We start from the raw sequence: 13,328 nt of genomic DNA, 5'->3' as shown, positions 1-13,328 counted from the left end.
ATATTATATCATTTTTACCCTTTAAAATAAAGAAAAAAACCTATATTTATTATAGGTTTCTAGTCATTATTTTCTATTTTTCTAGGTTCAATAATATTAATAATTATATTACTTTGTGTGTTATTATCTTCTTCATTAATATCAAATTCATTTGGATGAGATTTTAATCAATGTTGATAAATTATTTCTGGTTTTACTAATGCTTTTTCTAACATATGAGTTGAAATAATACTACGTGCTTTATCATAACTTTTTAAAAAATTACGTTGTCATGGACTGCTTCTGCGTCGGCAATCAAATATATATTTTCTATCAATTCCAAGTGCATTATTTAATCCTTGTGGTGTTAATATTTTATTTTTTGTTCGTAAATAATTACTAATTGTAACCTCATAATTTCCTAAATATTTTCTTTGTGTGGGCATATTATTCACCTTATTTATTATTTCTTATATTAATTATATCATTAGTGTCAAAAATATTATTACAACATTTTATTTTTAATTATTATTATAATCAAAATTAATAACAAAGAAAGGAATTAAATATTATGAATTTTCTTACTGATGAACTTGATTATGAAGAATGTGATAAAGAAATTAATAAAAATGATATTAATTATTTCAGAAATATATGATTAGCATATGATGATTTTTGACATAAAAATAAATATGATAAAAGTAAATATAAATATGTTAAAACTGCTCCAAGAAGCCCAAATACTAAATATGGTAAAATAAATGATTTTTATCGTAGATGTTATTTAATATTAGAAACTAATGAATATTATTATCCTTTAGATAATTATATAAAAATTAAAAAAAGAAAAAGAACATTAACTAATTTAGAACATATAATAATAAAAAATTCAGGTAATGGTAAAAGACAATCTGATGTACAAGATATAGTAAAAAATGCTAAATTTTCTAAAACATATATGACTAATGTAATGAAAAATGCAGTAATAGGTGTTGAAAAAATAAAAGAGAAAAAGATAGTATTACCAAATGAAAAATTATTTGTAAATATGGATGATTGTTTTATTTCTTCATTATTTAATAATAAAAAACAAAAAAATCGTATTCGTACAATTAGTGCAAATAAAGGTACAGATTTAGAAAAATCTACTAAAAGTAGAAATGTTTTAAAAGATAAAAAAATAACTTATATGAAAACTAAAAATGGTGAAAGAATTAAAAGACAAGAATTAATTGATAAAATTTATGAATTTCTTGATTTACAATTTATTTATAATAAAAGTAGTTTAGTATTTATTGGTGATGGTGCACCTTGAATTAAAACTTCTGCTAAAAAAGAAAACATTCCTTATGTAATTGATAGACACCATGTTTTTAAAGCACTAAAAAAAGGTTTTATTTTTAATAGAAAAGTAGATAATAAAAAATTAACAAATGCATATAACTTATTTATTAATGGTAAATATTATTTATTATTAGATTTTTTAAAAGTAAATAATATTGATGAAAAAATATATAAATATTTTAAAAATAATAAAGAAGGTATTATTAATCAAAAAGAAAATTGAAATCAAGGAGTTTGTGCTGAAAGTGATGTTTCACATTTAGTGAAATCATTAAAAGGTTATGGTGCTAAAATTTATAATGATAAAGTACTTAATAATATGCTTTTAATTAATTCAGCAAGAATTAATAAATTAAATCTTTTACTTTAATATTTTAAAAACTTAATAAATCTTAAACCTATTTATTCACCCAGATTAACATTGATATTACTCTGTAGCGTTGTAAGAATTTTTGAATTTTGAATTGTGTTTAGGTAATTAAAATAACTAATTTGTTCAGATTTAATATCTTTATTTTTATAAGATTCTGTTAATTGTTCTAAGATAGTATTAGTTGCTGTTGTTAAATTTATGTGATTACTATTTTTATTGATAAGTGTTCCTGTTGATGAAGATAACAAAGCAGTAAATAAAAGCAATGATTTCATTTATTTTATTCCTTTCAAATTTGGAGGTATATCAGTTTCTTGATCAATAATAACAGTTTGATTACTTCCTATATTTGATTGTCATGCTTGAGCAACACCATTAAAATTGACAATATTTGTATTTTCATTAAGTGATATGCCTTCAGGACATTTATTTGCTAATTGTAAATAGTAAACGGCACTAGCAATTGATACTTCAAAGTTTTGATTTAATGTTTTATCTTTAAAATTAATAAATTCTGTTAAGTTTCCACTGATATCAGATTTTAGTATTAAATTTTGAATAAATTTAGTTTGTCCTCAAAAAATATGAACTTTAACTTGTTTGTGTGGTGCAACCCTAACGCTTTGTGATGGTACTGTTATGCTAGTAGTAACAGTTGTTTTTTGGCTACTTGTGCTTCCAAAATCTATAGTAGTATTAGTTTTAAAAACATCAATTTGTTGTGTAATTCCTAATGATATTCCAAGAACAGTACTAGCACCTACTTCTGAAGAAAGAGATCGTTCAAAAGCTGTTGTTTGATAAGTTTGTTCAAAATCATTATTATTGGCAAATGTATTTTCCCCCATAAAGTTGAATTTGTTATCGTTAAAATCTAAAATTTGATTACCAACTTTTTTAATTTCAATATTAGAATTTAATAAGTTATTTATTTTAAAGTCACTAATATTTTCTATTGTTTGATATTCAGTTGGATGATTAAACATAAAACTAGCTTTGAAAGCTTCTAACATAGTTGCATTAAAATCAATTATTTTAGAATCAGATTTTATTTCATTAATATTAGTAATTTGTGTTGTGTTCTGACTAAGCGATATTCCAATATTGTTGCTTAAAGAACCAGTTGTCGCCACAATTAAAAATGTTTTGGTTAAAAACATTTTCCCCCTCCTTAAATTTTATCTTCTATTACCCATGTATTCTTTTTAATACCAATATTATTATCTTTATAATTAAAAAGATATCATTATTTTTGGTAGTAGAATAACACTATTATAGCACTATTTTTTTCCAAATCAAACTTTTAAGAAATTTGCAAAATATAAAAAACCTCTTAAAAATTAAGAAGTTTTATGTAGTGCTAACCATTTCTATTTGTGTAGTGTTATCTTCTTTAGGACTAATTTCCAAGTTTTCACGATTTAATTCAATCGGTAAAGTCAAAGTTTGAATTCGTTCTAATAAGCGTTTAACTTTAATTTCTTCGGATTTACTACTTCGTAAATGGTAATGTTCATATAAATCATTAATACTGTAATTAGAGTTAATAAAAGTTGTTTTTAGTGGTAAGACACGAGCATTAAGAATACTGAATAATAGTTCATCACGTTCTCAAGCGCTAACTGTTTCACCACCTAAGTCATCAATGAACAATAAATCACAAGTTTTTAATTGTTCAATTTGTTGGTTAGTATTTGTTTCGTTTTTAAAACTTTTTTTAATATCCATGACAAATTCTGGTCAGACAATAAAACAAACCGTTTGATTTTTTTGAATTAGTTTGTTAGCTAGTAAAATAAAGATAAAAGTTTTGCCACTACCTGTATCACCATGTAAATATAGTCCTTGATAACTTTTATGTTTTAAAGATTGATTTAGATATTGGAGAATTTGAATTCGAGCGTTACCAACAACATTAAAATTTTTACTTCATGATAGAGATAATAATTTGTCATCATAATACTTAATTCAAAAGTTATTATAAACTTGTTTTTGATCAGAATGGTTAATTGAATGTAAGCAATCAGTTAATGCTAAGTTAATTTTACCATTAGGTAGAAAAACTAATTTATAACGATAACCTTTAACATCTTGTAAGCATTTATTTAATGTTTCACGTTTCTTACATAAATTATAACTATTAACATATTGACCTAATAAATGAACATAAGGTTCTAAGGCACTGTTAGTTAATTTATGGTTTATTACGAAATCATTAAGTTCAACATTATTGGCATTCTCTTTTAAAATTGTCGTTGCTTTTAGTTTCATGATAATGTTTTCCTTTTTATAAAATATTCATTGTTATATTATACTAATGAGCATCAAATTCCTTTAAAAGATTATTAATTTCTTCTTGGGACATAGTTGTAGTTTTAATGTTATTGTTGGTTTGTTGTGTTTCAGTTGTTGGTTTAAAGTTAGAATTTGTTATTTGTGATGTTCATAGTGATTCTTGTTGGAATTGATGTTGAGGTGTTTTTTTACTGCGAGCAAAAGCCATTTTTAAATGTTTTAAAGCATCTTCAACATTAGTGATTTTATATTCTTGGAAAGTTTGAGCAATCTTAATCATATAGTTTGGTTCTAAACGTTTATTATTTTTAAATCACACATATTCAATTAAGCAATTAATGACAGCAGTATTTAAGTGAAAATCATGACTTAATGTTGATAATGTCATTTTTAGCTTGCTAGTAATAGTAGTTTTAGTTAATGATGTTAAATACTCTTCAGGTGATTTAGTTTGCATTAAACTAACAGTATCATTGATTTCTCGGGAGTTATGTTTAGCAATAAAATCATTTGGTGTCGCATTTAGATTAACTTTCATAACTGCTGGTGTTTCTGGTTTCATGAATGAATAAATAGGAGTTGGCATTGGTTCTTGTTTTTGAACAGAATAAATATTGTTTAAGACAGATTTTAGTGAAACAGTCTGCGGAATTGTATTTTCTTCTTGACTAATATTAATATAGTTGTCAGTAATTTCAATATTGTTGTTTAGGAAATAAAATCTTTGACGTTCATAATCGTTTCTCCCTAGTTGGTTTAGTAATTTTTCATTTAAATGGGCATTTGCAAAAAAATCATCAGCTGTTAAAGGACTAAAAATTTCATAGATAAAAGTTGATTTTAAAGGATAGTAGTAAGTATTAATTAATTTAGTTGCTTCTAATTGTTGGAATGCTACTAATAATTGAGTAGTAGAAATGTTTAATAAAGATTTAAGACGACCATGGTTAAAATCGAGATTAATTCTTTTTGTTAATATTTTTTCTTGAATTAAAGTTAAATATAAATTTGTCGCTTCAATACCAATAATTGGTTGGTATAACATAAATATAGTTTGGTAATTTTCAGTGTTTATGTTTTCGTGTTGAATTAATTTAAAAATATCATTGTCATTAATTATCCTATTCATAATTATTTCCCTATCTTTCTCTTTTACTAACCAATTTTTACAATTGTATGATAATTATATGCACATCAAACATATATTTAAAGTGAAATGATTAAGTAACATAGTTATCCACATTAAACTCACATTTAAATAATAAAATTATACTTTATAATCATTAATTTTGGGAGTTATCCACATTAATATTTGCTTTGACAGTGCGGGCAAAAGTAAGTACCACGTGTGCTAACTTTAGTCTTTAATATTTTAGTTGTACAGGCAAAACAAGATTGGTTAACTCGTGTATGAACTTGCAATGAGTTTTGGTAATAACCTCTAACACCAAGACTAGAAGTGTAACTGTTAATAGATGAACCACCTAATTTAATGGCTTTAGTAAGGACCATAATCGATTTGTCAATAATAGTTTGTAGTTGTACTAATGTTAAATGATTAGTAATACTCTCTGGATGAATATTAGCATAAAAAAGTACTTCGTCAACATAAATATTTCCTAATCCACTCATTACTCCTTGGTCTAATAGTGAAGCTTTAATATTTTGTTTTTTATTTTTTCATTTATTTTGTAAATATTGGGCAGTAACAATTTTGTTAAAAGGTTCAGGACCAATATTAGTATATGGTTTTAGAGTTTGGTAAGTGCTAAGGGGTTGTAAATGAAAAGTTCCAAATTGTCTTGTGTCATGATAGCAAAGTTGATAGTTATTTTCTAATTCTAAAACTAATAAAATATGTTTTCAATTCGTAGGGGTATCTTGCTTTTGATAGTAGTATTTACCTTCCATACGCAGATGACTTAACAAGACATAATCATCAAGTACAAAAATTATTAGTTTACCAACACGTTGAATATCATTAATTGTTTGGCCAATAATTTTATTAATAAAGATTTGTGGTATAGAAGTTTTGATAACTTTGTTCATAAAAACTCGCACATCAATAATTTTATGATGTAGTAAAAGTGGATATAAAGTTTTACGAACAGTTTCAACTTCTGGTAATTCAGGCATCCTAATTTTCTCCTAACTAAAACATTGTAAAGCATTTTATTCTTATTATAAATAAAATAATAATTTTTTTTCATATTTTTATATAAAATAAAAATAATATTATTTTAAAGTGTGTTTTTAAGATAAGATATATTTATGTGTAAGTGATTAAGTTTAGTGTGTAATAAATAACTTAGATTAGTCAGGAGACGAAAAAAATGATATGTATGAAAAATCCGTATATATTAGTAAAGGCAGAAAAACAAGCAGTAGGTGGTAAGGTTAAAACCTTAGAAGGAGAAGCAACTTATAATGCAGGTGATTTTATTGTTACTGGTATTGCCAATGAGCAATGAGTTGTTAAACCTAATATAAATAATGAAAGTGTTCCTAAGGGTTACATTTTAGTTAACACTGATGAAAATATATTTCGACCTTCAGGTAATGTTTTTAAGACTTGTGAAATTGCTAATCAAGCAGGAGAAATTAAGGTTAGTTGGGACTCAACAGGAAATACTATATTAAAATATGATGCTGGGGATTATCTTATTAAGCATGATGAAGATGATATAGCACCATGCAAGAAAGAAATCTTTGGAAAAACTTATGTTGTAGGTGATAGTGAAAAAGAAATTATAGACAAACTTTTAAATTTTAAATTTAAAGAAATACAAAAAATGAATGAAAAAATTGCTATAGATGGTAATCCTAACATTGCAAAACCTATTAATTGATAATTATACTATACCCAGCACAAGTGAAGAACAATCTGAATCACTATTGCATGACAAGAAGCGTTATAGCGTGTCTACATCTAAATCAAATTTTGTTGGTGATAACGAAAGTGGAAATCATGCTCAAACTAAAAAGTTATTACCACAAAATTATGAAGCAGAAGCTCAAGTAGCAAAAGAAAGTGAAAAGATAAGTAAGAAACAGCAAGGACAAGAACCAAAATTTACTTTATAATTCCATTACTTTAACTCAAACCAATTATTACCACTACTGTTATTTACTACTAGTGGTACTTTTAATTTAGTAATATTAGTCATAATATTTGTTACTTTCGTAATTACTGCTTCTATATTTTCTGGTGCTACTTCAAAGATTAGTTCATCGTGAATTTGAGCAATTAAACTCGCTTCAATTTTATGGTTTAAAATTTCTGTGTAGATTTTATTCATCGCTAGTTTTAAAATATCAGCAGCACTACCTTGAATAGGCATATTCATCGCAATTCGTTTTCCAAAATCACGAATGTTTTTGTTGTTATTGGTAATCTCAGTAACTGCTCTTCTGCGATTAAAAATCGTTTGGACATAACCATTAGTTTCACAAAAACTAATAACATCATCAATATAAGTTTTAATGCTAGGGAATACCATAAAGTATTTGTTAATAAAGTTTTGTGCTTCTTTAACACTAATTTTTAATTGTTGTGATAAACCAAATCCAGAAATGCCATAAACAATCCCAAAGTTTACAGCCTTAGCATTTTGACGTTGTTCTTTCGTTACTTGTGTCTTGGAAATTCCTAAGACTTTGCTGGCAGTCTCAGTATGGATATCTTGATTTTCGAGGAAGGCTTGGATTAAATTTTCATCATTACTAATATGAGCTAAAATGCGTAATTCAATTTGTGAGTAGTCAAACGATAAAATTTTATTACCCTTGATATTAGGAATAAAGATTTTACGAACTTCTCGTTGTTCTTCATCACGAATACTAATGTTTTGCATATTAGGATCTAATGATGATAATCTACCCGTGCTTGCTTGTACTTGATTATAAATGCTATGAATTTTACCATCGTGAAAAATATATTTTTGTAAACCAAATAAATAGGTTGAATATAGTTTTTGTAATTTTCGGTATTCTAATAAAATGTTAATAAAGGGATGCATATCTTGCAATGAAACTAATACTTCAAAGGCAGTACTACCTTTTTTGTAATCAGGTAGTTTTAGTTGTTTAAATAAATAATTACTAATTTGTTTTGGCGAATTAGGATTTAATTCTTTTTTTGCCATCGTTTTAATTTGTAGTTCTAAATCTTTAATTTTCAATAATGTTTTGTCAGTTAAAATTGTTAGTTGTTGTTGGTCAACATTTACCCCATTGCGTTCCATATCAGCTAAAGCAAATCCCGCAGGTAGTTCAATGTTTTGATATAATTCTCAATTATTAGTTGTTTTTAAATTGTTAACAAGGAGAACATATGATTGGTGTAAAAAATTTAAATTGGATTCAAGGAATTGTGCGATTGCCATTTCTTGCTTAGGGATAGTTTTTTTAACACCTTTGCCATAAAAATCATCGCTATTTAACGATGTTAAATTGTTTAAACCAAGGATAATAGCAATATTTTCTGGAATAATTTTTTCGTTTGCATAGAGTAAATATGCTGCTAGCATATGGTCAAAAATAATACCATTAACAGTTAAATCAAACCTTAGAGCACCATTAATAACTTTCTTTAAATCTCATGTAATTTTAGTTAACATTTTATTTTGTAAAAATTTGTGAAAAAATTGACATTTAGTAGCACTGGCAATATTAATATAAAATATTCCTTTATCATTTTTAATCGCAAATCCAATTAAGTTATCACGATTATAATTATCACCAAAAACTTCTAACCATAAATAATTAATATCACAGTTTCATTGTTCATCTCATGTTGTAATAATTTTAATTTGCGTATTAGTATTGGGTTTATTTGCTTTAGCATCTTCATCGCTAATCATTAGTGATTTCATATCATATTGATTGTAAAATGATTGTAGTTGGTTACTATTTAAATTATTAAGATTATACTGAAAAGTATTTAGATTACCAGAAATGGGAGTTTCTAAGTTAAGTTGGGCTAATTGTTTACAAATAATGCCATCATTAAAATTAGCTTTTATTAGTTTATTAATATTAGGTTTTAATTTTTCAACATTATTGATAATGTTCTCTAAGGTTTTATATTCCTTTAATAAATTAGTAGCGGTTTTTTGTCCAATTCCTTTAATGCCAGGCAAGTTATCTGAAGCATCGCCCATTAATCCTTTTAAATCAATTACTTGGCTTGGTAGTAGTTCATATTCGCTCTCAAAGGTAGCAGCAGTAATAATTTTTAAGTCACTCATTCCTTTTTGGGGATTTAAAATTTTGATATTATTGTCTAATAGTTGTAATAAATCTTTATCACTACTCATAATATCAATTTTGTAATCTTTAGCGATATTATTTTTAACAATTGTACCAATAATGTCATCAGCTTCGTAATTAATGAGTTGGCCTCACGGAATTTGTGCTAAATCTAAAAAAGTTTTAGCTAGTGTGAATTGTCCGATTAATTCTGTGGGCGTTGCACTACGGTTGCTTTTATATGTGTCTAGTATTTGATGACGGAATGTTTTTTTTCCAGCATCGAATGCTACAAAAACACTATCATAGTTATTGTTTTTCAAAAATTTTGTTATCATGCGAATAAATGCATAGACGGCATTGGTTGGAATGCCTTGCAATGAATGAAGATTTACACCTTGATAGGCAGTAGCATAGTATGCTTTAAATAACAAATTGTTACCGTCAATTATTAATGCTTTTTTCATATTGTTTCACCTATTTTCAAATATAGACTTATTATAGCAATAAGTAGTAGTAAATTGACATTAAAAATAATTTATTTATTTGATAATGGATAGTTAATTAAAAAAAAGCAAGAACCGTACGGTTCTTGCTAGAAATAATTATGTAGTGGGTAACTCATCAGATGTAGAGGGTAATAAAACTCGGGGTATAGAGAATTTTATATTAAAAATATTATATATTAATAATAAGTGATTTGTTACAGCACTAATAATTATGTTAGATAAGGATATATTATAAATCCCTATTTTTATTATAACACTTAAACTATACTTTTATGTTATGTTTCTTAAAATAATTTAATTTAATGTTTTTTAATAAAAAAACAAGAGCCTTTCGGCTCTTGTCTACACAAGAATTATTATTAAGATAGTATGTCGTTTATAAAAAAAGGGGGGGTTATATTTATAAATAAAACTTAAGGTTATTGGGGTTATAGAGTTTAAATTAGGGGTTATAGATTAATTTTGAATTTTTTTTATATTAAAAAATATTATAATTGAGTAATGTTGACATACTACCTTAACTTTAATAGGACCTAGGCTATCTAAATCCTTACAAGAATAATAACAAATAAAAATTAAAATGCAAGGAAATTTGTTTTTATTTTTAGAAATAAATTATAATTTTGAATATTTTATTTTAAAAACCTATAGTGAGTATAGGTTTTTAAAATAAAAGCTATTAATAAAAATTAATAAAAATTTGCTATTCGTTTTGTTAACGTTAATATTCATGTTATTATTATTTAAGAAATAATAAAAAAAGTACTAATGAGGTAGAAAAATGAGTATCATTACAATTGAAAATTTAACACATGCTAATGGTGGTAAAACATTATATAAGAATGCGTCGCTACAAGTCAATAAAGGTGAACACGTAGCACTAGTTGGTATGAATGGTGTTGGTAAGACTACGTTGTTAAACATCATTAATGGCACGCTATCAGCCGATAATATCGATTTAAATATTCACCCTAAAATTAAAATTGGTTATTTAGACCAACATCAAGAAGTTAATTTAGAATTAACAGTTTTACAATATTTGCGTGAAAGTTATCAACATCTTTTTACACGAGAACAGCAAATGGAAGACCTTTATGCTAAAATGGCAGAAGAATATACAGAAGAACTATTAAATAAAGCTATGAAAATTCAAGATGAATTAACTAATCAAGGTTTTGATACAATTAGTAAAAAAATTGGACGTTTAGTTGATGGATTAGGAATTAATGTGCAGTTATTAGAACAAACATTAGGTAGTCTTAGTGGTGGTCAAAGAGCAAAAGTGTTATTAGCTAAGTTATTGCTGAATGAAGATGACTTTTTATTATTAGACGAACCAACTAACTTTTTAGATATTGAACAAATTAATTGGTTAGCAAAATTCTTACAAACCTACCCTAGTGCTTTTTTACTAGTATCGCATGATCATAATTTTATTAATATGACATGTAATATTATTTTTGATATTGATAATTGTATGATTACTCGCTATGTTGGTAACTTTGAATCATTTTTAGAACAAAAAAGTTTACATCACCGTCAATACGAATCAGCATATACAAATCAAAAGAAATTAATTGAAAAATTAGAAACTTATATTAGTAAAAATGCAGCTCGTGCATCAACTGCTAAAAGTGCTGAATCGCGAAGAAAACAACTAGCTAAAATGGATGTTATGGATAAACAACAAATTCAAGCACCGCCAAAATTTTATTTTAAATATTACAAAACACCATCATCAATTGCCGTGCAAGCAGAAAAACTAGAAATTGGTTATGATAAACCACTAATTAAACCTTTAACATTTACCATTCGAACTGGAAGCAAATGAGTAGTTAAAGGTTATAATGGGATTGGTAAAACAACATTTTTACAAACATTAGCTGGTAATATTTCTGCTATTTCTGGAAAGATAAATCTTGGTGATAAAATGCAGGTAGCATATTTCCATCAAACTGAAGTTATGAGTAACGTTACACCATTTAATTATTTAAAAGAATTAGATATTAAGTTGTCTGATGGTGAAGTACGTAAACTTTTAGCTAACTTTGGTTTACGTAGTAATTTAGTAATGAAACCAATGAACTTATTATCAGGGGGAGAACAAACGAAAGTACGATTAGCAGCCTTAGCATTAAAACCTTGTAATTTATTAATATTAGACGAACCAACTAATCATATTGATGTGTTGGCTAAAGATTCATTATTAAAGGCATTACAAAATTTTGAAGGAACAGTTTTAATTACTACTCATGATACTAATTTTAATAATAGTTGAATTGATGGCGTATTGGATTTTGAACAATTAATAGAGTAGTATGATTTAAAAGTATATTTAATTATTTTTACTTATATAAGTGTTTTTTTAAAAAAAGTTGTGTTATAATCTTAAGGTAAATGTATTTAGTGCCTAGTAAGTTTATTAAAACTTACTAGGCACTTTATGTTTAAATAAGAAAAAAAAGGAGAAAAATTACATGCCTATTTTGAAAAAAATAGTAGAACAACATTTTACAACATTTCTAGAATCAGAAAAACAATATACCAATATGCCAGATCAAGAATCTACATGAACAAAAAGTACCGAAATGAAAAAAAAGAATAGATCAAAGCCAACAACAAGTACGCCACAATTAACTATCAAACCAAGTCCAAAATCTAGTAACTTTATTATTTCATTTGTTGATGACTCATTAAAATTAGTTAACAATTTTATGAACAATCTAACAAGTTCTACTAAAAAACATGAATCTAAATTGAAAGCAACCGAGGTTATTGACAACATAAATAAAAAAATTGCAGCTATTAATACGTGATTTAAAAAAAATTCAATAAGTAAGGATAAACAAACTTATTATTATGATGGTCAGAAATTAGTGTTAAAAACACTACATGAAAGTGTTGAAACCAGAATAAAGATTTTAAATAAGGAATGATTTGAAATGAGAAAAAAATTACGAAACTCTATTAAAAATCAAAATAATATAAAACTTGATGTATTACAAAAAGATTTTCTTCGTTTAAAAAATGTGCTTTCTCATTTTAAAGTAGCATTTGAAGACGATTTTCTATTATCATCAGATAGGGATCATTCTCAACAAGTTACTGAAGAAAAAGATTTAATTGTTAAAGATATTGATGAATTAGTAAAATTTAGAGAAAAAATTAATACTATTGTTGAAACTATGGTAGGAAAAATAAAATTTCAAATAAGTGCAAATAGCAATGATTATTTGGTTTCTACCAGTAACTATAAACTTCTAATTTCAACAATAACGAGTGAGGGGGGTGAATAAAGTTAATAGTTATAATTTAATTTTCTTTAAATAAAAGACAACATTAAACTATTTAATTTTTGCTATAATTATATCATATTATAGTTAATAAACAAGTATTTTAATGTTTTATTTTATTATTTTATAACAAAAATTCCTAACTATTTAGGTTTAAGATTTATTAAGTTTTTAAAATATTAAAGTAAAAGATTTAATTTATTAATTCTTGCTGAATTAATTAAAAGCATATTATTAAGTACTTTATCATTATAAATTTTAGCACCATAACCTTTTAATGATTTC

Annotated in this window: 12 protein-coding genes; 5 read left to right on the top strand and 7 right to left on the bottom strand. The window is 25.5% G+C overall.

The features are described 5' to 3' along the window. Positions 1–59 precede the first annotated feature (59 nt). The gene (locus RDJ14_RS03780; protein ID WP_308150047.1) at positions 60–425 is read right to left on the bottom strand and encodes a hypothetical protein; all 366 of its coding nucleotides are present in this window, start codon (positions 423–425) and stop codon (positions 60–62) included. Positions 426–550: 125 nt separating this feature from the next. On the opposite strand from RDJ14_RS03780, the gene RDJ14_RS03775 reads away from it, so the two are divergent. After that, complete coding sequence (locus tag RDJ14_RS03775) at positions 551–1,693, top strand: Mbov_0401 family ICE element transposase-like protein (protein WP_308150046.1); 1,143 nt, start codon at positions 551–553, stop codon at positions 1,691–1,693. Between the two features lie 32 nt (positions 1,694–1,725). Here the strand turns inward: RDJ14_RS03775 and RDJ14_RS03770 are convergent, their stop codons facing one another. The 5 genes from RDJ14_RS03770 to mutM form a co-directional block, all read right to left on the bottom strand. Next, positions 1,726–1,971, bottom strand: a complete 246-nt coding sequence (locus RDJ14_RS03770) for a hypothetical protein (protein ID WP_308150045.1) — start codon at positions 1,969–1,971, stop codon at positions 1,726–1,728. Then, positions 1,972–2,856 (bottom strand): ETX/MTX2 family pore-forming toxin, encoded by an 885-nt coding sequence (locus RDJ14_RS03765; protein ID WP_308150044.1) that lies wholly within the window; start codon positions 2,854–2,856, stop codon positions 1,972–1,974. Positions 2,857–3,046: 190 nt separating this feature from the next. Then, entirely contained in the window at positions 3,047–3,967 is a 921-nt protein-coding gene (locus tag RDJ14_RS03760; RefSeq protein WP_308150043.1) for an ATP-binding protein, read from the bottom strand. Positions 3,968–4,010: 43 nt separating this feature from the next. After that, positions 4,011–5,120 (bottom strand): DnaD domain protein, encoded by a 1,110-nt coding sequence (locus RDJ14_RS03755; protein ID WP_308150042.1) that lies wholly within the window; start codon positions 5,118–5,120, stop codon positions 4,011–4,013. A gap of 176 nt (positions 5,121–5,296) precedes the next feature. Then, positions 5,297–6,127 (bottom strand): DNA-formamidopyrimidine glycosylase, encoded by an 831-nt coding sequence (mutM, locus tag RDJ14_RS03750; RefSeq protein ID WP_308150041.1) that lies wholly within the window; start codon positions 6,125–6,127, stop codon positions 5,297–5,299. 197 nt (positions 6,128–6,324) lie between these two features. Between mutM and RDJ14_RS03745 the strand changes: the two genes are divergently transcribed. Continuing rightward, a complete protein-coding gene (locus RDJ14_RS03745) occupies positions 6,325–6,843 on the top strand; it encodes a PGDYG domain-containing protein (RefSeq protein ID WP_308150040.1) in 519 nt (172 codons plus the stop codon). Continuing rightward, entirely contained in the window at positions 6,821–7,075 is a 255-nt protein-coding gene (locus RDJ14_RS03740) for a hypothetical protein (protein WP_308150039.1), read from the top strand. The genes RDJ14_RS03745 and RDJ14_RS03740 overlap by 23 nt, the downstream gene beginning before the upstream one ends. A 5-nt stretch (positions 7,076–7,080) precedes the next feature. On the opposite strand, the gene polA is transcribed toward RDJ14_RS03740, so the two are convergent. Beyond that, positions 7,081–9,708 (bottom strand): DNA polymerase I, encoded by a 2,628-nt coding sequence (polA, locus tag RDJ14_RS03735; protein WP_308150038.1) that lies wholly within the window; start codon positions 9,706–9,708, stop codon positions 7,081–7,083. Positions 9,709–10,531: 823 nt separating this feature from the next. Here polA and RDJ14_RS03730 point away from each other — a divergent pair. Beyond that, a complete protein-coding gene (locus RDJ14_RS03730; protein ID WP_308150037.1) occupies positions 10,532–12,067 on the top strand; it encodes an ABC-F family ATP-binding cassette domain-containing protein in 1,536 nt (511 codons plus the stop codon). A gap of 160 nt (positions 12,068–12,227) precedes the next feature. Continuing rightward, positions 12,228–13,046 carry a hypothetical protein gene (locus tag RDJ14_RS03725; RefSeq protein ID WP_308150036.1) on the top strand — a complete coding sequence of 273 codons (819 nt, stop codon included), beginning with the start codon at positions 12,228–12,230 and terminating at the stop codon, positions 13,044–13,046. Positions 13,047–13,328: the final 282 nt, after the last annotated feature.

The sequence above is a fragment of the Spiroplasma sp. AdecLV25b genome (assembly GCF_030913225.1).
In the GTDB taxonomy this organism is placed as follows: Bacteria; Bacillota_I; Bacilli_A; order Mycoplasmatales; family VBWQ01; genus Spiroplasma_E.
Note: the sequence above shows the minus strand (reverse complement) of the source record. Positions and strands in the feature narration are given on the sequence as shown.